This window comes from Sorangium sp. So ce185 (assembly GCF_051526825.1).
In the GTDB taxonomy this organism is placed as follows: Bacteria; Myxococcota_A; Polyangia; order Polyangiales; family Polyangiaceae; genus Sorangium; species Sorangium cellulosum_D.
The window spans coordinates 10,272,835-10,293,077 of record NZ_CP150316.1 but is presented as its reverse complement, the minus strand read 5'-3'; the positions used below and the strand labels follow the sequence as shown (position 1 = coordinate 10,293,077).

Sequence of the window (20,243 nt, the reverse complement as noted above, 5' to 3'; positions counted from 1 at the left end):
TGCGACCGGCGGGGCGCGGCGGCGCTGTGCATGCCGGGCGAGCGATTCGCAGATTGACACCCTCCTACCCCGGCCGGTAGCGTCCGTCCGACGGATAACCATGAGCATGCACGGCAGAAGGTACTGCGAAGGCCATCTCGCTCGCGTCGCCATCGGCATGGCTGGGGGCTCGGCGTTCGCGTCGCTCGCCGTCGCTGCTGCGGCGGTCCTCGCGGCGTCCCCCGCGGCCGCGGACGAGCCGCGGAGCGCCACCGAGCCGCGGCTCATGATGGAGACCGGCGAGCTCACGAGCGTCGTCGACGCGTTCGACGAGGGCGACACCTTCGATCTGAACTTCAGCTTCGGCTTCGAGCACGCGTCGAAGAGCGCGAAGATCCGCCGCGAGACGTACATCGCCGCGCCGGGCCTGTCGACGGGCGGCTACACGTCGAACCTGCTCAACGTCGCGAGCTACAGCGAGGCGACCTCGAAGTTCAACATGCGCCTCGACGTCGGCCTCTACCGCGACCTGGCGCTCTACGTCCGGATGCCGCTCATCCTGAACCACTCGCGCGAGCTCACGGGGCTCGAGGGCAGCGAAGGCCACCAGAGCGTCGTGCTCGCGGGGGCTCCCGGCGAGCAGCTGTTCTCGCTGCCCTTCAGGTCGCCGAACCGGAGCGGCATCGAGTACCTCGCCGTCGGCCTCGACGTGAACATCATGAACCAGGCGCGCGATCGGACGAAGCCGACCTGGCTGTTCGGCGTCGAGGGCCGCTTCCCGGTGAGCGAGGCGATGCACGCCTGCACCGAGTCGCCGAAGGGCGGCCAGGTCAAGTGCGCCGATCCGACGGACATCAACCGGAACGGCAACGCCGACGGCGGCTTCGAGGGGAGTCGGACCGCCCAGCGCGAGCCCGGCATCTCGCGCGGCACGATCGGCCTCGAGGTGCACACGTACCTGTCGAAGCGGATCAAGTACGTCGAGCCGTACGGCGGGTTCAAGGCGCTGTTCGAGTTCCAGCAGGAGTCGAGCGACTACGGCCTCACCGACCTGCAGACGTCGCTCGTGAACCACCCGCCGCTCGTCGGCAACGTGATGCTCGGCGTGATGATCATCCCCTGGGAGAACCGCGAGAAGTTCACCGGGCTCACGTTCGACCTGCGCTTCACGGGCGAGTACCACTCCGAGGGGCGCGACTACTCGGAGCTGTTCGACGCGCTCGGCTCGAGCGACGCGCCCACGCTGCGGCAGCCGCAGTGGGCGGCGTTCCGCGAGAACGACGCGTACAGCGTGGCCGCCTGCCGGGGCGGCGACCCGCGCGCCTGCGCGCCGTCGGTCATCGATCAGGGCTCGCAGCGGACGTACTTCACGGGGCTCAGCGACGTCCAGCCGTACGGCTCGTACCGCGCCTCGGCGAGCGTGACGTGGAGGGCGGCCGAGCTCGTGAAGTTCCAGCTCGGCGCGGGCTTCCGCCACGATCAGGGGCACGGCATCGGCGGCGACCAGCCGTGCAACTCGCAGTACAAGGACAGCATCGGCGCGGCCGGGCCCTGCCGCCGCCAGAACAACGACGGGACCTTCACCGTCACGGGCAGCCCGAACCCCAACTACCGCCCGACCATCAACGCGGTCGGCCGCCGCTTCTACGTCAACGACAGCAACACGTTCGACCTCTTCGCGAGCGGCACGTTCATGTTCTGATCGACGCCCCGAGCGGCGGTGGCACCGCGGCGCGCGCCGCCGGGGCCGAAGCATCGACGCCATGATCGACCCCCGGCACCTCCGCGGCCTGGCGAGCGCGCTGGCGCTCGCGGCGGCGTTCACCGCGGCGCTGCCGGCGTCTGCCGAGCCTGCGCGCGCGGCGCCGCCCTCGCGCGCAGGGCCCGTCGCGCCGGCCGCGCAGCGCGCGGGGTCCGCGCCCTCCGCGCAGCGCGCGGGGTCCGCGCCGTCCGCGCCGTCCGCGCAGCGCGCGGGGTCCGGGCCGCCTGCGCGGCCCGCGCGGGCCGCCGTGGTGCTCCCGACGGCGCTCGCGCCCGACGCCGTCGAGCGCGCCGCGCCGCTCGCCGGCGCGCTCGACGGGCTCCTCTCGGACACGGCGCAGGACCTCGGCCTGTCGGTCGATCTCGAGGGCCGCGCCGCCTCGCGATCGCCGCTCGACGAGGCCGAGCTCCTGGAGCGCGCGCGCTCGAGCGACCGGCTCTTCATCGCGCCGAGCCTCGACCTGCGCGGCGACGAGGTGGAGCTCCGGCTGGCGCTCGCGTCCGGCGGCGCGCGATCGCTGCGGGTGCGCGTGGAGCGCGTCGCGCGCGACGACGTCGCGGTGCGCGCCGCGGTGATGCTCCGCGATCTCGTGGCCGAGCTCGACGGCGCCGCCGCCGCGGCGTCGCCCCCGCCGGGAGAGGACGCGCCGTGCGCCGAGCCGTGCCGCGGGCGCCTCGCCACGCCGGCGCGCAGCCTGGGGAAGGCGACGCTCGCGGCCAACGCGACCCTCTACGGAGGCCTCGTCGGCTTCTCGATCCAGCGATCGAGCGGCTCGGACGACCCGCGCCTGCTCTACCCGCTGCTCGCGGTCGGGGCCGGCATCGGCCTCGGCGGGGCGATCATCATCGCCGAGGAGTGGGACGTCGGCGTGGCCGACGCGTGGTACCTCGGCTCCGGCACCTGGTGGCCGACGATCGCGGGCCACCTCATCTACCAGGGCCGCTTCGCCGAGCACGCCGAGGATCCGAGCGAGGAGCGCTGGGCCGCCGGGCTCATCGGGGGGACCGCCGGGATCACGCTCGCCGCGATGGGGCTCTCGCTGGGCCGCATGTCCGACGGCGGCGCGCTGCTCGCGCAGTCGGGCGGCGGGCTCGGGCTCATGCTGGGCGGGCTCGTCGAGTGGGCGGCGCGGGGCGACGTCCAGCGCACGCCGATCGCGGGGATGGGCTACGGCGCGGCGCTCGGCTGGCTCGCGGCGGCCGCGGCGGCGACGCAGCTCGACATCACGGCGTCGGAGGTCCTGACGGTCGACGTGGGCGCGCTCCTCGGCGGCCTGGGCGCCGCCGCGCTCGCCAGCCCGCTCGTCTTCGAGGCCCCGACCGAGGCGCAGCAGCGGGCGTGGGTCGGCGCCACCGCCGGCGGGTTCCTGCTGGGGGCGGGCGTCGCGTGGTGCGTGACGCGCCCGGCCGCGGCGGGCGCCCGCAGCGCGGGCCCCTCGTGGAACCGGTTCGGCCTGCCCATGCTGGGAGTGATAGGAGAGAGCGTGGTCGGGAGCCGGCGAGCGCCCGCGCTCGGCCTCGGGTGGCAGGGGGCGATTCCGTAGGAGCTATGAAGATCACGATCACCGAGCTGGATGCAGGGACGCGCCTCGACAAGCTGCTCGTGCAGCTGTTGCCCGGGCTGGGACGGGCGGGCGCGAAGCGGTTGTTCTCCGAGGGGCGCGTGCGCGTGCTCGGCGTGGGGAAGAGCGGCGCCGGCCGGCGCGCGTCGAAGGGCGACGTGGCGGCGGCGGGCGAGGTGCTGGAGGTCGACGTCGAGCCGACCGAGGCCTCCGGGGCGGCGACGCCGGATCCTGGCGCGCCGCTCGACGTGGTGCTCGAGCGCGACGACGTCGTGGTGGTGAACAAGCCCGCCGGGGTGCCGACGGCGCCGCTCGATCCCGGCGAGCGCGGGACGCTCGCCAACGCCCTCGTGGCGCGGTACCCGGAGATGGCGGCGATCGGCTTCTCCCCGCGGGAGCCTGGGCTGTGCCACCGGCTGGACACGGACACGAGCGGCCTCGTGCTCGCGGCGCGCACGCCCGCGGCGTTCTCGGCGCTCGTCGCCGGGCTGAAGGAGGGGCGGCTCGACAAGCGCTACCTGCTGATCTGCCAGATCGGCGATCTCCCGGAGATGGGCTCGATCGAGGTGCCGCTCGCGCCGCACCCGAAGGACAAGAAGCGGGTCTACCCGTGCATCCACCCGCGCGACGTGGCGCGCTACGCGCCGCGGCCGGCGGCGACGATGTACAAGCGCGTGCGGCAGGTGGGGCTCTGGGAGCTCGTCGAGGCGCGCGCCCCGCGGGCGCTGCGGCACCAGATCCGGGCGCACTTCGCGTCGGTGGGGCACCCCCTGGCCGGCGACGCGCTCTACGGCGGGCCCGCGGTGGAGGGGCTGAGCCGCCACGCGTTGCACGCGCACTACATCGGGTGGGGCGGCAGCGACGCGGTGCCCGCGTTCGTGGTGACGTCGCCGCTGCCCGCGGACATGGCGGCGCTGGTCGGCGAGGGCTGACCCGGCCGCCGCGCCGGCTCAGGGCGCGCTCGCCTCGACGACGTGGCCGTTCACGTCGCGCGCCCGCGCCGTGATCCGGAGATCGTCCGCCGACACCGTCCCGTCGAGGTTGCTGAAGCGGAACGCGATGACGTACGCCGAGGACTGCGCGTTGTATTTCGCCGGCTCGATCCGGATGCCCCCGAGGCTCTGCTCGTCGATGACCGCGGCGTCTCCCTCCGCCGTGTACTGGCGGTTCCACTCGTCGTAGTTGAACACCCGCTCCTCGATGACCTCTCCGGTCGAGCGGCGCTCCGTCGCGGCGGCGACCTCGATGAGGCCTGGCGCGATGCCGGGCAGGGTGACCTCGACCTCGGCCGTGACGCTCTCGGTGGAGTCCTCGTCGGTGCGGCGCACGGCGAGCGCCGGCGGCAGGCCGGCCGGCGTCGGGAGGAAGCGGAGCGGGTGCACGCAGTACACCTTCTCGGTCCCTCCGTCGCGGATCTCGAAGTGCAGGTGGGGGAACAGGCTGCTGGCGGCGAGTCCGGTGTAGCCGATGTGCTCTCCGCGCCCGACCTGATCGCCGACCTCGATGAGCGGCATGGTCAGGTGGATGTAGGTGCTGTAGAAGCACGCGCCCGGCGCGTCGCAGTGCTCGATCTGGACGACGACGTCCTCGAAATCGTCGTAGCGGCCCGCGCGCGTCACCTTTCCGTCGGCGACCGCGTAGACCGGGGTGCCCATGGGGGTGGGGATATCGATGCCTCGGTGAAAGTCGTAGACGCCGTCGCGCGAGGTCTGGAGGCGGGGCCCGAAGCTCGACGACATCGGCTGGAGCTCGTCCGTCCCCCCGATCGGCCACACGAGCTCTGGGCCCTCCGGGTCCGAGCCGCAGCCGGACAGCGCCGCGGCGAGGGCCAGCACAGGCGCGAGCACCGATGATTTCCGCGATGGCTTCATGAGGGCGAGTCCGTGGCGCGCGAGCGCAGGGCAGGTGTCGAGTCCACGGCGCAGCGCCGCGCGCTCATGCTATCCAAGCAGAGCACGGAAGTCGAGGTGACCCCCGCGCGCCTGCCTGGGCCGAGCGCCGTCCCGAGCTCCGGCGCGGCCGCGCCGCGGCGGCGGCCTCAGGGCGCCGCCGGGGCCAGCGCGTACGACCGGTGCGTCATCGTCACGCCGAGGCTCGTGAGCGCCGGATCCACGGCGGTGCAGCGCGCGAAGCCCCAGTTGTTCGGCGTGGGGAGCGCGAACCCGAGCGACGCGTCGGCGACCGTGCCCTCCCACTCGATGAGCGACACGTCGTCGAGGAACGCCGTGGCCTCGCCGCTCGCCGGCGCCCCCGCCCGGAAATAGAACCGCACGGAGCCCGCGTTCGACGGCGGGGTGAGATCGACCGTGAACCGCTGCCAGTCGTAGGTGCCGGCCGCGCGCGTGAGCACGACGCTGTTCGACACGCTCGCCCCGCCGCTCGTGTACCAGTAGACCTGAACGCGCATCTGCCCCGCGTTGTCGCCTTTCAGGAACCCGGTCAAGGTCAGCTTGCGGCCGGGGTCGAACTTGACGCGGTTGTTCATGTACGTCGAGACCTCGGTGGTGCTGCTCGACTTGCGCAGGAACACCATCGCGCCGGTCCCGCCGTGGACGACGCTGTTCTGGATGTAGCGGAATTCGCTCATCGACCACATCGACCCTTCGTGGGAGGTGTCGTCGACGTCGCCGTCCTCGAAGTCGCCGTAGAGCATGATCTCCCGGCCGTAATCGCAGCTCGCGGCGGCGGTCGTCCGGAGGCCGGCGAGCGACTCCGCTTCGTTCGACCGCAGGTGCTCGATGGGCCCCGTGGCGCGGCTCTTGAGCGGCACGCTCCGCGTCTCGGCGCGCTCGCTCGTCGTGTACTGCGACGGATCGCTCACCGCGGCGGCCCGCGGGCCGCTCGCGAACACGACCGCGCCGGTCAGGCCGTCCGCCGCCTCGCCGGACGACGGCGCCGCCGGCAGCGTCGTGGAGAGGTGGCCGATGTGGCGGATCGCCCGGCCGAGCCACGCGCCGCCCACGAGCTTCGGGACATAGTCCTCGTTCTGGAACGGGATGAGCTGGACGCGGTGCACCGCGCGGTTGCCGCTCGAGTCCTCGTCGATGTCGATCGCGGCGAGGTACGACTGGTACGTCTCGAAGACGTCCTGATCGAAGACCATGTTGCCGAGCGACATGAAGACGAAGCGGGGCCCGGCGCCGGCGTCGTACAGCCCGACGCCGTGGATCGTGTGCGGGTGGTGCGCCACGACCATGCCGGCGCCCTTCTGGACGAGCTGGACGAACCGCCGCCGCATGCCGGACGACGGGTAATCGCTGTACTCGATGCCCCCGTGCAGCACCGGGATGCCGAAGCGCCCGACCGCGTCCTCCTCCATGAAGTCGCTGATCTCCGCGAGGCTGAGCTCGAGGGCGCCGGCCTTGGGCGGGGGCCCGTCGGAGGCGGTGAGCGTGTACGCCGCGTCCGTCGACCCGTCGTTGACGAGCTGGTTGAACCCCTGGAAGGCCACGTCGACGCCGCGGATGGTCCGGTAGAGCACGGTGCCCTTCGCCGTCGTCTTGTCCGGTCCGGCGCCGAACCAGTCGAGGCCGGCGTTCGGCACGTGGACGAGCGTGTCGGCGACGCCCCCCGCCATGTAATCGAACATGTGGTTGTTGCCGAGGCTCACGGCGTCGACGCCGGAGAGCGCGAGCGCCCGGGCCGTCTCGGGGTAGGAGAAGAACGTGAACGACTTGTACGGGTGGGGCGTCGCCGGGTTGGCCGTGACGGGGGACTCCAGGTTCACCTGCGTGTAGTCGGCCGACGAGAGGACGTCGCGCAGGAAGGAGAGGACGGCGAGCGCGTCCGCCTCCCGGGTGTCCGGGCGGATCAGGTCGCCGGCCTCCCCCTCGACCCCGTTCGCGTCGCTGTCGATGAAGCGCCGCCCGAACATCGTGTCGCCTCCCACGAGGATCCGCGCCCGGCCGGCGCGCTGCTCGGTCAGCACGACGCGGCCGACCCCGGCGGAGGTCGCGGCGAGCGGCCGGTGCAGGTCGGCGGGGACGATCTCGGTGGTGTACCCGTCCACCTCGATGCGCAGCAGCACCGAGCGCCGCGCGAGCGCCGCCAGCGTGAACGCGCCCGCCGCGTCGGTGAAGGCGAGCTCGCCGTCGTTGACCGCGCCGCTCCCCCAGCCGATGGCCGTCACCTCGGCCCCCGCGATCGGCGACCCCGCCTCGTCGACGACGACGCCGGTGACGTCGATGGGCGCCGCCGCGTAGACCGCGTCGAACGCCGCCTCGGTCGCGTCGAAGCGGTACGCCGCCGCCGCGTCGGCCGAGGCGAGGCAAACGAACGCCGCAGCGCACGCGGACAACGATGCAGACGAGGAACCAAGGAGGACCGGTCTTCTTGCCATGAACGCTCCCGAGTTGTTGGTGGCCTGTCCGAGGACGGCTGACATCCGGAGATGGGCTGAGGCCAGGGCAGAGCTCTCCCGCGACCGGCGAGCGGCGCGTAAAATTTCCATTCAGGCGCACTCCGGAGCTGCCCGCCGGCCGAGAGAGGCCGCGCGCGTCGCCTGCCGCTCAGCGCTCGCGCAGAGGCGGCGAGCGCGCCGACCCATGCACGATTTGAACCGTTTCAGTGCTGGCACGCCCGATAAGGACGATCAATGAGAGGGTATCATGGTCATGGTTCGCTCCGCTATACGCTCGATCGAGGTTGCCTGCTTTTTTTGTGTGACCGGCGGCGGGGTGTGGTGTTGGGCGTCGCGAGCATGTTCGCATCAGCGCCCATCGTCGGGTGTGAACAAGCGGGTGTGCAGGCGCGTGGGAGCGCGGCGTGCTGTGGTGGTGCGTGACCTCGTCGCACATGAACGCACGGCCCTGCGCTGGCGTGGAGGCGACGGTAGCGCTGGCCGCGAGCGCGGAAGTCGAGCGAGTCGCGAGCGTTCGCCAAAGGGTGTTTCTCGCCTCTCCTGCCTGTTCCACGACCTCCCACACGCCTCTCTCGGCGTGGTCTCCTCTGGCGGCTAGATCGGTCGGAGCAGGCCGCGTGCAATGTCGGGGAGCTCTCGCTCGCCCCGGAAACATCCCAGGCCGACCGGCGCGGGGGCGCGGCTTGCGTTGGGGTGACGTGATAGACAGCGCTCGTCTCTGGCGCCCCGCGCCCTCGAGGGCATCCGCTCAGCCGCCCTCCGCAGGGGAGGGGTCGGGAGCCGGTACGCAGCACTCCGGGTGCTGCGTGAGGACCTCGATGAGCACGAGGCGGATTAGATCGATCGTGTCGATGAGCTCGCGCGTCGCCGGGAGGTGCTCGGCGGCGAGGGCATAGCAGGTCACGATGGCCGGGCACCGGCGCGGCGCACCCCCGCGCAGCCTGGAGAGGACATCTCCTGGCACGCCGATGATGCGGGCGGAGTCCGCGAGCTGGGAGCCGATGCCGTCGGCGGTGCCGATCCACAACGAGAGCTGTAGGTAGAGATCCGCTTCCTTGAGAAGCGCTGCAGCCGGGCTGTTCGCGAGCTCGGCCTTCATGAGAGGCCAGAGCGCGTCCATCCGCCGCAGCAGCGAGGTGAGCCGCGCACGATCGAAATCCAGCGCCTCGCCGGGCGCCTTCTCGTCACCTGGATTCATAGAGGACGATTTTTCCATAGCTGTCTGTAATGAGTAATTCATTGCCGAGGCTGTAGCGCGTCGTACCCACGCCCCCCTCGCTGGAGATCGGCTCCCGTCGTGCCTGGGCGCGGTCGAAGCGGGCTGCCTCGCGCAGGTAGTCGAGGTAGCGGGTCGGGCCTCGCTCCTCTGCCGAGAAGCCATGTCGTTCGGCGTGCCGGTAGACACTATGCTCGACGGATGTGTAGTTGGCTCCTGGGTTCCAGCCCCGCATCAATCGCTGCATCTCGGCGATCTCCGCCTCGGTCCGCCCGCGGTATAGCGCACGCTCGTACACCGTGGTGAAGCGCTGCAGGAAGCTCCGCTCGCCCCGGAGCTCGAGCAGCCGGTCCTCTGCGGCCTGGTAGCGCTCGTTGTAGCGTCCCTCGGCGCTCGCTGCCTCGAAGGCGGCGTCGGGGTCCCGCATGGCCCGCTGCCGAAGCTGGGCCAGCTCTGCCTCGGCCGCTTCCAGCCCCTGCAGGGCCTGCTGCGCGCGGGCGCGGAGATCCGTGAGCCGCTGCGCCTCGCCTTCGGCCGGGACCGCTGTCGAGGGCGACATGTCCTCGGCGTAGGTCTGCCGGAGAGACGCTGCATTGCGCTCGGCGGGCGGCGGCGAGCGGGGCGTAGCTCGCTCCGTCGTCCGCTCCGGCGTGGGAGCGCGGCCCCGTCCGCCGGGCTGGCCTCCGCGCCCGCCCCGCTCTTCGCCGCCGGACATGAGGACAGGAGCCGGCGCGAGCGGCAGCGGGAGCTCTCCGGGAGGCCCTGCGGCCGCCGCCGCGCCCGGTCGTGCGGCCCCCACGCCAGCGGGCACGGGGCGGGGTCCCGTGCCTCCCGGGGGCGGCAGGCTGTCCGAGAGGGTGATGGCCGAGGCGCGTGCGGTCGCCAGCATGGCGGCGGTGAGCCCGGCGGCGAGCATGGCGGTCAGGAGCTCGCGCATGGCGACGGCGGCCTGCGCCAGGTGCCGCTGAGAGAGCGAGTCCAGCGGCTCGCCCGGCTGACGGCGGATGAGGCTGAGCTCGCGGCCGCACCGGTAAGCCAGGACGAGCAGCGTGCCGGCGAAGGCGATCTGGAATACGCGGCCGGCCGCGTGTAGGAGCCCGGAGATGAGCGTGCCGATGGCCGTGGCCGTGGGATTGCCGGAGCGCTGCATGACGAGCGCCACCAGGTGGCCGCCGAGGAAGCCCACCAGGATGGGCATCTGCCGCTGGAGCTCGGCCTCGATGTCCCTCCAGCCGTCCCAGCCAGCGCGCACCGCGGGCCACAGCAGGTCCCCGTTATCCACGTAGCCGCGCGCCGCGAGATAGACCTCGACGGTCTGGTCTCCCACGGTCTGCCGGACGGCTTCGAGGACCTGCCGCAGGCCGTCCGGCACCTGGACGCGGATGGCGAAGGACGGCGGCGCCACGGCTCGGTAGGCGGGGTCCCGGTAGCCGCCGCCCGCGCCTGGGATGGGCAGGCCCGCCGCGTCATAACACTTGATCGGCGTGCCCCGGAAGAAGAGGCCGAGTCCGGACTCGTCCGCGGAGATCTGCAGCCGGTTGTGGAGGACGTTGTAGTTGCCGCGGGACCACTGGTCGAGGAGCGCCTCCTCCAGCACGGAGAAGTCGCTGAGGCTCGAGCTCCCGGTGGCCTCGAACTCGCGAAAGCCCTGGGTGAAGTACCGCGTCATGGTGCCAGCGCGCGGGTTGCCCTCCACCAGCGCGCGTACCTGCTCGGCGCTCAGCCCCCGCGTCAGGTCCGGGCGCCCTTGCACGCCCGCGTAGCGGCGGAGGAAATCCAGGTAGAGCCCGGCGAGCGCGGGGTTGCCGGCGAGCGCTCCCTCATCACCCTCCAAGGGCGCGGCGGGGGTCCCTGTCGCGGAGCCCCCCGCAGCCGCGGGGGCGCGCCCCGCGATCGGCGCTCCGGCCGCCGCGTACACATGGACTGGCACTTCGGCGCCACCGCGCAGGGCCTGCTGGAAGGCCGCCAAATCGCGCTGCGCGCCCTGGAACCTCACCAGCACGTCGGACTGGGTGCCGACGGAAAGCCGGTGCACTCCGTCCCGCAGCCCCCACCGGTACTCCGTGCCCGGCGGGACCGTCGGCGGCGAGATGACGTTGAAGACCAGCGGCGAGCCATCCTCCACCACGACGACCAGCCGGCTCTCCGCGAGGTAGAGCTCGATGCGCCGCACCGTGACGGCTGCGGCGGCACGAGGCGCGCGCTGCCGGCTCAGCACGGGGGCGCTCCCCGCGTGGAGCCAGGGGGCCTGGGCCGGAGCAGCGTCCGGCACGGGCAGATGGCCGGGCAAGCGGGGCGGCGCCGCCTGGGGGCTCGCGGGCCGGGCAGGGCCGGAGCGCTCGACGAAGGCCGAGATGCGGTCCGCCTCGCGCTCGCTCGAATCCCCGGGCTGCCCTATGCGCATCTGGGATGGGGCCGCCGTCGAGCGCGAGAGACCCTCGCGCTGCTGGAGGACGTGCGCCAGCTCGTGCCCAAGGAGCCGGGTGCCCGCGAGGGTCTCCGGGGCGTGGAGCCCCGCCCCGAACACGATGTGCGATCCGACCGTGTAGGCCAGCGCGTCCACCGATCTCGCGGACTCCGCGGCGCGGGCGTCGGTATGGATGCGGACGGCCCCGAGGTCTTGGCCGAGCCGCCGCTCCATCTCGAACCGGGTGCGAGGGTCCAGCGGCTCGCCTGGGGACTGCAGCACCGCGGAGACCGGGGAGGGCACCGGCTCGGGTCGAGCGGCTCCACCGCCAGCGCCCACGCTGCGAGGGGGCGCCGTCACGCCCGCGCCACCCCGCGCGAGGAAATCGGGCCCGACGCCAGGCGAGAGCGCAAGCGAGGGTAGGGACGGAAGCGACCGCCGCTGCATCGTCCCGGCCTCGCGCGCCGTGCTGCCGTGAGGTTGAGGCGGCGTGATGGAGATGCGGCTGAAATCGAAAGAGGCGCACGGCGCGGCGTGCGGATACGATTCCTCGTGGAGGTGCTCCTGCGAGGCAGCGAGCCCGGTGCGCGGCCGGGGGTTGCTGAACCATGGGCCTGCTGGCAATGACTTCGCCAGGACCGATGACGCAGGCTGCGCTGCAGGAGAATGCTCGGCAGGCGCGCGCGGTTTCCGGCTGAACATGACCATGGATAGGCTCTCCGGGATGCTAGGACCCGAGCCCGCCGCTCTGGGTGCACAGGAAAGCTCGGACAGCGTACGTGAGCTCGTGGTGAACGAGCCCGCGGCCTAGTCGCCGCGCTCGCTATGTCCGTGGCCACCCCCGCATTTGCGCCTATCAGGAGGACGGCCGTGCGTCAAGGCGGCACGCGCGACGAAGGGCGCCACGGCGATGAGCATGCGTCGAGCAGGGGTCGACTCTTCGACGATGGTGAGAGCGACAGGAATGGGCGCGGAAGGGGGCAGGGCGCTGCGGCGGATCGCGAGGTGTCGTCTTCTCGCTGGCCGTCACACGAACGCACGACAACAGCCCCGGAAGTGCAACGAGAGCGGCGCCGGCCAGGCTCGATGGTGCGGCTCTGCAGAATCGCGGCGTCGCGGCGCAAGGCCACTACGATGTTTGAGTATTCGTGACAAATAGGAGCGCCTGCGCGCGTGAGCTCCGCGCCGCTGAAAACCATGCCGCGATCATGAGCGGAGAGCCGCGATGACGCGACCGTTCGTCGCGAGAGGTTCCGGGACGATCGCGCGTGTTGAGGGGGCCGGGCTAGAGGTGAATCCGGCTACGCCGCCGCGGAGACCGCCTTCTTCCCGTTTCGCGGCGCCACTCTGCCCGCGCCGGCGCCCTGCGGCTTCGGCGGCGTCTTGTCCGCGGGCGGGGCGGAGACGGCGCGGACGAGCGCGGCGGCGATGGCCGCGGTCATCCGCGCGGTCGGCAGCCGCGGCGTGAACGCGAGCACGCGCTCGCCGGGGCGCCGGCCCCGCGAGGACCGGCCGCTCTTCGCGAGCCGCTCGACGGCGTGCTCGCACGGCGAGCCCGGGGCGACGCGCAGCAGGACCTCGGGCAGCCCGATCGAGCCGCCGGCGCCGGGCGCGTAGACGACGCCGACCTCGATCGCCACGAAGCCGGGGAGCGCAGCGCGCGGCGAGAGGCCGAGCCGCAGCTCGTCGGCGTCGGGGCTGCCGTCCGGGATGCGGAGGCGGCCGACCACGCGGAGCTCCGACGCCGTGGCCGCCGCGCCGGCCGCCTTGGCCGCGGCGCGCGCGGACCCCTTGGCCGCCGTGGTCGCGGGCGCCTTGGCCGCCGGGCGGGGCGCCTTGTGCGACCGCCGCACGCGCCGCGCGACGTCGCGCAGGAACGCGACCGGCCGCGCCGCCGGGTCGGCGGGGAGCTCGGCGAGCCGGCCGGTGCAGAAGATCGCGAGCAGCGCCGTCGCGTCGAGCGCGAGCAGGTGGGCGTGGTACGGCGAGGCGCCGGCCGCCGCGTAGACGCCCGCGCCGAGCGCCGCGAGCAGCGCGGCGAGCAGCGCCTTGCCGGCGCGCGTCGAGACGTCGAGGTAGACGCCGCGCACCCGCGGCGGCTCGCGAAACGCCTCGGACTCCGCGACCGGGAGCCACTTGCCGGGGCGCCGCAGGGCCGCGGCGGCGCGCTCGGGGTGGGGGGTGCGGTGCGCGGCGAGCGCGGTCGCCGCGGCCACGAGCGCGGCGCCGGCCGTGCCGTCGCGGAGCAGCAGCTCCAGGGCGACGCCCGCGACGAGCGCGAGCCCGGCGAGGGCGGCCCGCGGCGCGAGCGGGATCGGGACGAGGGGCCGCGGCAGGGCGCCCGCGGCGCGCGCGAGGCGCTCGTGCTCGCGCGCCTTGAGCGCGACGAGGGCGCTGTAGAGCGCGAAGAGGGCCGCGCCGGCGGCGAGGTAGAGGGTGCGGCTCCGGTCGGGGCTCGCGGCCGCGGCGTCCGAGAGCCGCCCGAGGGCGTCGGCGCCGGGCCGCGCCGCGGCGGGCTCGGGCTGGAAGGCGCGCGCGTCGGCGCGGATCGCCCACCGGATCGGCTCGGCCTTCGGGGTGTACGGGCGGAGCAGCTCGAGCTCGTCCTTGTCGACCGAGCGGCGGAGCGTCGACAGCGTCGACGGCGCCGCGAGCGCGCCGTCGGCCGAGGGCTCGCCCGCCGCGTCGGCGGGCGCCTCGTCGACGCGCGGCTCGTCGGGCGCGGCCGGGATCGCGACGGTGAGCCGCGCCGAGTCGTAGCCGTCGTCCCAGAGGGGCCCGGTCCACGCGATGCGGGCGCTCGGGCCGTCCAGCCGGATGAGCCCCCGCTTCATGAGGTCCGTGCGGTAGCGGAAGAAGAGCACGAACACCCCGCGGCTCAGGCCCCTGCCGTCGAAGCGGGCCCGCAGCGCCGCCGGGCGGCGCGAGCCGTCCTCGCGCGGGCGGAGGTCGGGCGGCAGGAGCTCGAGCGCGACCGGCGTCGCGGACGCGAGGGAGCCCGCCTCCGCGGCCTTGAGGGGCGCGGCGTAGCTGCCCGGATCGAGCTCGGCGTCCGGGTCGACGCCCTGGATGTCGAGCGCGCGGAGCGGCCCGCCCGAGATCTTCAAGGTGACCTTGTGCTCGACCGTGGCGGCGCCGGCCCGATCGATCGCGAGCCGCACGTCGTCTCCGGCGACGTGCACCTCGACCCACGCCCGCGCCGGGAGCGCGAACGCGATCGACACGAGCGCGGCGAGGAGCGGCAGCAGCAGCGCCGGCCCGGGGCGGCGGGCGATGCGAGAGGGCATGGTGCAGACGTCCCACGGCGCCGCGCGCGGGGCCAAGTTCTGGGGGCGGCGCCCGCCCGCCTGCCGGCGCCGCCTCGCGCCGCGGCGGGGCGGCGCCGCCCTGCGGGGCCGGCCATCCGCAGCGGGCGGCGGGCGCGATCAGAACGCGACGCCGAGCGAGAGCGAGCCGAGGAGCTTGATCTTCCCCGTCTTCTCGTAGAAGACGTACTGGTAGTTGCCCGCGGCGCCTGCGGCGACCGTCGCCGGAGGGGCGAGCGCGACGCCGAGCCCGAACCCCCCCGACATGGCGAACCCGCCGTCGCGGCCGAAGATGTTCGTGCTCCCGATGCTGAGTCCGAGGATGGCGCTGCTCACGTCGCGCTTGCCGGGGGTCACCTTGGGAGAAGGGGTGTAGACCGCCTCGAACGACTCGTAGCCGAGGCGCCCTTTCACCCAGAACCCCTTCAGCGGCTTGCCCTCCACGTAGACGCCGATGTCGGCCCCGAGCGCGAACCCGGTCGTGTCCAGCGTCGCGTCGTCGAGCGAGCCCCAGATCCAGGACGGCGCGAGGCCGACGGTGAGCGGCCCGAGGATGGCGACCTCGCCCTCGAAGGTCATCCGCCCGAACAGGAGGTCCAGGGCGTTGTAGCGGACCGACCAGCGGCAGCAGGTCGCCTCGGGCGGCATCGGGGGCGGCGGCGGTCCGGCCGGCAAGGCGTATCCCTGACCGTAGCCGGGCGGCTGCTGAGGATAGCCCTGCTGGGGATAGCCTTGCTGAGGATAGCCTTGTTGCTGGGGATAGCCTTGCTGCTGCGGGTATCCCTGCTGGGGATAGCCTTGCTGGGGATAGCCTTGCTGCTGCGGATATCCCTGCTGGGGATAGCCGTGCTGCTGGGGGTATCCCTGCTGGGGGTATCCCTGCTGGGGGTAGCCTTGCTGCTGCGGGTATCCCTGCTGAGGATAACCCTGCTGCGGATACCCTTGTTGCTGCGGATAACCCTGCTGCTGGGGATAGCCTTGCTGCTGAGGATACCCGGCCTGCGGCTGGGCAGCCCCACCGGGCTGTCCCTGGCCCGGCGGGAGCGGCGGAGCGGGCTCTTGCGCTGCCGCCGCGGGGGCGAGGAGGAGCGCGCCGAGGCCGAGCAGGACGCCGCAGGCGGCCGAGCGGGGAGCCCTCGTGGAGGAGGGCGCGCGCGCCGGGCCCCGACCCGTGGTGAAAGCGCAATCCATGGCGCTGGACTCTACCGAATCCCGAGCAGGCCGGCTACACGCGCGCGGCGAACCGTCGCTGCGCTCGCGCGCGCGATCGCCTGCCTGTAGTCTCCGTCCCGATGCCGCCGGTCCCCGATCTCGCCCCCGCCGCCGCCCCCGCGCCCGGAAGCCTCCTCTCCGGCGGACCCGCGGCCGCGCCGGCGGCCGATCCGGGCGCGGCGCGCGGCGCTGAGACACCCCCGGCAGAGCTCGATCGCGCGCTGTCCGAGCTGGGCGACGCGGCCCTCGGCTTCGCGCGCATGCCGCCCCGCGAGAAGGCCTCGCTGCTCCGCGCGCTGCTCCCGGGCCTGCTCGCCGCCGCGCGCCCGCAGGTCGAGGCGTCGTGCGCCGCCGCGGGGCTCGACCCCGGCTCGGCCGCGGCCGGCGAGGCGTGGTTCGCGGGGCCGTGCGCGACGCTCGCGCAGGTGCGCCTCCTCGCCGAGGCGCTCGAGGACATCGCCGCGCGCGGGCGCCCGCGGCTCCGCCGCGGGGCGGTGCGCACCCGGCCGGACGGCCGCGTCGAGGTGGACGTGTTCCCCGCGGGCCTGAAGGACGCCGCCCTCCACGGGCCCCTCCGCGCGCGCGCCCTGATGCAGCCCGGCGCGACGCGCGCCGGCGTCCTGGAAGCGCAGGCGCCCTTCTACCGGCAGCGCGACCCCGAGGGCGGCGTCGCGCTGGTGCTCGGCGCGGGCGGCGCCGCGAGCGTCCCCCTCCGCGACGCGCTCCACAAGCTCTTCGTCGACGGGCGCGTCGTCGCGCTCGCCGCGAGCCCCGAGAGCGCGCCCCTCGGCGCGCTGCTCGAGCGCGCCCTCGCGCCGCTCGTCTCGCGCGGGCTCCTCCGCTTCGTGCACGGCGGCGCCGACGCGGCCGCCTACCTCGCGGCGCACCCCGCCGTCGCGGAGGTCCACGTCACCGGCGCGGCGGCGGCGCACGACGCGCTCGTCTGGGGCCCGCCGGGCCCGCAGCAGGCGGGCCGGCGGGCGTCGGGGGAGCGGCTGCTCCACAAGCCCATCACCTCCGTGCTCGGCGGCGTCCGCCCCGTCCTCGTGATGCCGTGGCTCTACGGCAGGGACGAGCTCTGGTGCCAGGTGAGGCTCCTCGCGAGCCGCGTCGTGAGCAGCGCCTCGCTCGGCGACGCCGCGGCGCACGTCCTCGTGCTGCCCAGGGGCTTCGTGCAGCGGCCGCTGCTCTTCCGGATGCTCCACCGCGCGCTCGCCGCCGTGCCCCCGCGGCGCGCCGTCCATCCGGAGGCCGAGGCGCGGCACGCCGCGCTCACGGCCGGGCGCCCGTCGCTCGAGCGCGAGCGCCTCGAGGGCTCCGCCGACGCGCCGCTCCCGGCCGGGGTCGTGCGCATCGGCGAGCCCGGGCCGGGCGCGCCCCCGTGGACGCTGATCGCCGGGCTCTCCGCGTCGGATCCCGCCGAGCCGCTCTTCTCGATCGAGCCGCTCTCCGGCGTCCTCTCCATCGTCGAGGTCGGCTCGAGCGATCCGGTGGAGTTTTTGGAGGCGGCGGTCCCCTTCTGCAACGACCGGCTCCAGGGCACCCTGGGCGCGTCGATCGTCGCGCACCCGATCAGCGAGGAGGACCCCGCCGTCGGCGCCGCGCTCGACCGCGCCCTGCTCGAGCTCCGGTACGGCGTGATCGCGGTGAACCAGGCGCCCGCCGCCGCGCACGCGCTGGTCGTCCCGCCCTGGGGCGGCCACCCGAGCGCCACGCTGGCCGACATCCAGAGCGGGCTCGGCTTCGTGCACAACACCGCGATGCTCGCCCAGGTCGAGAAGACCCTCCTGCGCGCGCCGCTCACGACCTTCGCGCGGCCGCCCAGCTCCTGCGATCACCGCCGCTCCCACGTCGTGGGCGAGCGGCTCGCGGCCTGCGCAGCCGACCCGCGGTGGGGCAATGTCGCGCGCGTCGCGGCGGCCGCGCTGCGCGGGTGAGCCGCGGGGCCGGCGCTCGGGCAGCGCGCGGGCGGACAAAGCAGAGGCGCCCACCAGGCTCGTGCCGAGCTCCTGGTGGGCGCCGCCTGCCGCGCCCCCGAGGGGCGCTCTTGTCACATCATCCCGGAGGCGCCGCGATCAGGACGGCAACGACGAGCGGAACTCCTTCACCTTCTCCAGGATGTCGCGCAGCGCGTTCCGCGAGGTCTCCGAGACGTCCTCGGCCAGCTTCTCCGCGTCGAGGAGCGTCGGCTCCAGCTTGCCCCAGGCGTCCTTCGCCTCCATGCCGGCGAGATGCAGCCTGACCCGGATCTCGTCGCGCAGGGTCTGGAGCGACTCCAGGCTCTTGGTGAGATCGTTCTTCAGCTCGGACGTGATGTTGCTCATTCTTGTCCTCCCGTATCTACGAGGTGTTGGCAGCTTCCGCGTCAATGCATCGGCCGCGCCAGGCAGCGCGCTTCGACGCGGCGCACGACACCCGCGCGTCCAGACCGGAGCCGAGCCCATCCATCCCGCGAGCAACCGCCGCGCGCCCCCCTCCTCGTATGTGGCGAAATTGCGCGGCGACGTGCGTTTCTGCCTCGCCGATGCGCGAACGCGCGAGCGAGCTCCTCAGACGAGCGCCTTGGGGGCGAAGACGATCCCGTCGTGGTCGGCATAAATGAATCCGCCGGGAACATAGGTGATCCCGGCGAACGTCACGGGGACGTCGCGGTCCCCCGCGCCCTTCTTGTTGCTCTTCCGCGGGTGCGTCGCGAGGGCCTTCACGCCGATCGGGATGCGGCCGAGCGCCTCAGCGTCGCGGACGCAGCCGTACACGACCAGCCCGGCCCAGCCGTTCTGGTGGGCGATCGCGGCGAGGTTGTCCCCGAGGAGCGCGCAGCGGAGCGAGCCGCCGCCGTCCACGACCAGCACCCGCCCCTGGCCCGGCTCTTCGAGCGCCTTGCGGACGAGCACGTTGTCCTCGTGGACCTTCACCGTGACGATGGGCCCGTGGAACAGGCGAGCTCCGCCGTAATCCCGGAAGATCGGATCGGCGACGGCGACGGCGTCCGGGTGGTCGTCGCAGAGATCCGTGGTGCGAACCGTGGTGTCCGAGCTCATGTCGACTCCTTAGCAGCAGCGCCGTCGTCCTTGCCCGCGCCCGCGAACGCCGCCGCGTCGACCCCGTGGCGGGCGAGCCAGCGGCGCAGCTGGTTCCGGTGCATCCCGAGCGAGCGGGCCGCGCGCGTGACGTTCCCCTGCTCGCGCCGCAGCGCCACCTCGATGGCGATCCGCTGCAGCTCTGCCGCCGGCGGCGTGCGCCTCGCGACCTCCGTGATGTCGAGGCCCGCGGAGGGCGCGAGGTCCGACGCCTCCACCACGGCGCGCCCGGCGGCGTGCGCCGCGAGGCCCGCCTGCCGCACCTCGCGCAGCAGCTCCCGCACGTTGCCCGGCCACGCGCGCAGCGCGCACGACTCCACGAGCCCGAGGCTCGGCGCGAGCCGCGCGCCGCCGCGTCGGAGCTCCGCCGCGACCAGCCAGGGCAGCTCCTCGATCCGCTCGGTCAGCGCCGGGACCCGCACCTCGGGCCGGCCGATCCGGTAATAGAGGTCCTCCCGGAAGCGGCGCGCCGCGACCTCGGCCTGGAGATCCCTCAGGGTGGCCGCGCAGAGCCGGAACTCCACCTTGCGCGGGCGCGTGTCGCCGAGCGCGGTCACCTCGCGCGTCTCGAGGACGCGGAGCAGCTTGGGTTGGACCGACGCGTCGAGCTCCGCGATCTCGTCGAGGAACAGCGTGCCGCCGTGCGCGGCCTGGACGTAGCCCTCCGCGTCGGCGGTCGCGTCCGAGTACGCCCCGCGCCGCGCCCCGAAGAGCAGCCGCTCCGCGAGGCCCTCGGGGATCGCGGCGCAGTTCACGGCGACGAAGGGGCCGCCGCGCCCCGTCGCCGCGTGGAAGGCGCGCGCCGCGAGCTCCTTGCCCGAGCCGCTCGGCCCGGTGAGCAGCAGCGTCTCGCCGCGCGCCCCCGCGCGGGCGATCAGCTCGCGGGCCTGCCTCAGCGTGGGGCCGATCACCCCGTCCTCGTGCTCCAGGACGCCGCCCCGCTGGAACGGCGCGACGTCCGCGGCGAAGCGCAGCAGCGTGCCCCCGATCCGGATCAGCCGCGGGAGCGACGGGAAGACCCGATCCTCGACCTGCTTGCCGTCGACGAAGGTGCCGTTCCTGCTGCCGAGGTCGGTGATCTGCAGGCCCTGGCCCGAGAGCGCGACGCGGGCGTGCCGGCGCGACACCTGATCGTCGTCGATGACCCCCGTGTCGCCCGCCGGCGCACGACCGAGCACGACCTCGCCGTCCCCGAGCGGGATCGGCGCGCACGCAGGCTGCCCGCGGGTGAAGATGACCACGAGGCCCGGCGTCGCCGACGCCGCGGACGCCGCCTGCGCGTCCGACGCCCTGACCGTGGACTGATCGTCCGCTCCCACACAGTACGCATACCTGATCCAAGGGCGGCCCTGAAGGACCCG

The 20,243-nt window shown here is 73.9% G+C and carries 13 protein-coding genes; 4 read left to right on the top strand and 9 right to left on the bottom strand.

The window, feature by feature from the left end:
- Positions 1-106 precede the first annotated feature (106 nt).
- The 3 genes from WMF26_RS37825 (at position 107) to WMF26_RS37815 (ending at position 4,234) form a co-directional block, all read left to right on the top strand.
- Positions 107-1,681 carry a hypothetical protein gene (locus WMF26_RS37825; protein ID WP_437333056.1) on the top strand — a complete coding sequence of 525 codons (1,575 nt, stop codon included), beginning with the start codon at positions 107-109 and terminating at the stop codon, positions 1,679-1,681.
- A 61-nt stretch (positions 1,682-1,742) separates the two neighbouring features.
- Positions 1,743-3,284, top strand: a complete 1,542-nt coding sequence (locus tag WMF26_RS37820) for a hypothetical protein (protein ID WP_437996683.1) — start codon at positions 1,743-1,745, stop codon at positions 3,282-3,284.
- Positions 3,285-3,289: 5 nt separating this feature from the next.
- On the top strand, positions 3,290-4,234 hold the full coding sequence (locus WMF26_RS37815; RefSeq protein ID WP_437996682.1) for an RluA family pseudouridine synthase: 945 nt from the start codon (positions 3,290-3,292) through the stop codon (positions 4,232-4,234).
- Between the two features lie 18 nt (positions 4,235-4,252).
- Here WMF26_RS37815 and WMF26_RS37810 read toward each other — a convergent pair whose 3' ends face one another.
- The 6 genes from WMF26_RS37810 to WMF26_RS37785 form a co-directional block, all read right to left on the bottom strand.
- On the bottom strand, positions 4,253-5,173 hold the full coding sequence (locus WMF26_RS37810) for a M23 family metallopeptidase (RefSeq protein WP_437996681.1): 921 nt from the start codon (positions 5,171-5,173) through the stop codon (positions 4,253-4,255).
- A 167-nt stretch (positions 5,174-5,340) separates the two neighbouring features.
- Positions 5,341-7,599 (bottom strand): CapA family protein, encoded by a 2,259-nt coding sequence (locus WMF26_RS37805; RefSeq protein ID WP_437996680.1) that lies wholly within the window; start codon positions 7,597-7,599, stop codon positions 5,341-5,343.
- Between the two features lie 811 nt (positions 7,600-8,410).
- Entirely contained in the window at positions 8,411-8,860 is a 450-nt protein-coding gene (locus tag WMF26_RS37800; protein WP_437996679.1) for a hypothetical protein, read from the bottom strand.
- Complete coding sequence (locus WMF26_RS37795; RefSeq protein ID WP_437996678.1) at positions 8,847-11,993, bottom strand: eCIS core domain-containing protein; 3,147 nt, start codon at positions 11,991-11,993, stop codon at positions 8,847-8,849. The genes WMF26_RS37800 and WMF26_RS37795 overlap by 14 nt, the downstream gene beginning before the upstream one ends.
- Before the next feature lie 593 nt (positions 11,994-12,586).
- A complete protein-coding gene (locus WMF26_RS37790; RefSeq protein WP_437996677.1) occupies positions 12,587-14,572 on the bottom strand; it encodes a hypothetical protein in 1,986 nt (661 codons plus the stop codon).
- A gap of 138 nt (positions 14,573-14,710) precedes the next feature.
- The gene (locus WMF26_RS37785) at positions 14,711-15,781 is read right to left on the bottom strand and encodes a hypothetical protein (protein ID WP_437996676.1); all 1,071 of its coding nucleotides are present in this window, start codon (positions 15,779-15,781) and stop codon (positions 14,711-14,713) included.
- Positions 15,782-15,882: 101 nt separating this feature from the next.
- On the opposite strand from WMF26_RS37785, the gene WMF26_RS37780 reads away from it, so the two are divergent.
- Positions 15,883-17,739 carry a hypothetical protein gene (locus tag WMF26_RS37780; RefSeq protein WP_437996675.1) on the top strand — a complete coding sequence of 619 codons (1,857 nt, stop codon included), beginning with the start codon at positions 15,883-15,885 and terminating at the stop codon, positions 17,737-17,739.
- A 138-nt stretch (positions 17,740-17,877) separates the two neighbouring features.
- On the opposite strand, the gene WMF26_RS37775 is transcribed toward WMF26_RS37780, so the two are convergent.
- The 3 genes from WMF26_RS37775 to WMF26_RS37765 all read right to left on the bottom strand — a co-directional run bounded on the left by WMF26_RS37775 (position 17,878) and on the right by WMF26_RS37765 (position 20,201).
- Complete coding sequence (locus WMF26_RS37775) at positions 17,878-18,126, bottom strand: hypothetical protein (RefSeq protein WP_437996674.1); 249 nt, start codon at positions 18,124-18,126, stop codon at positions 17,878-17,880.
- 225 nt (positions 18,127-18,351) lie between these two features.
- On the bottom strand, positions 18,352-18,843 hold the full coding sequence (gene rraA, locus WMF26_RS37770) for a ribonuclease E activity regulator RraA (RefSeq protein WP_437996673.1): 492 nt from the start codon (positions 18,841-18,843) through the stop codon (positions 18,352-18,354).
- Positions 18,840-20,201 carry a sigma 54-interacting transcriptional regulator gene (locus tag WMF26_RS37765; RefSeq protein WP_437996672.1) on the bottom strand — a complete coding sequence of 454 codons (1,362 nt, stop codon included), beginning with the start codon at positions 20,199-20,201 and terminating at the stop codon, positions 18,840-18,842. The genes rraA and WMF26_RS37765 overlap by 4 nt, the downstream gene beginning before the upstream one ends.
- Positions 20,202-20,243 lie beyond the last annotated feature (42 nt).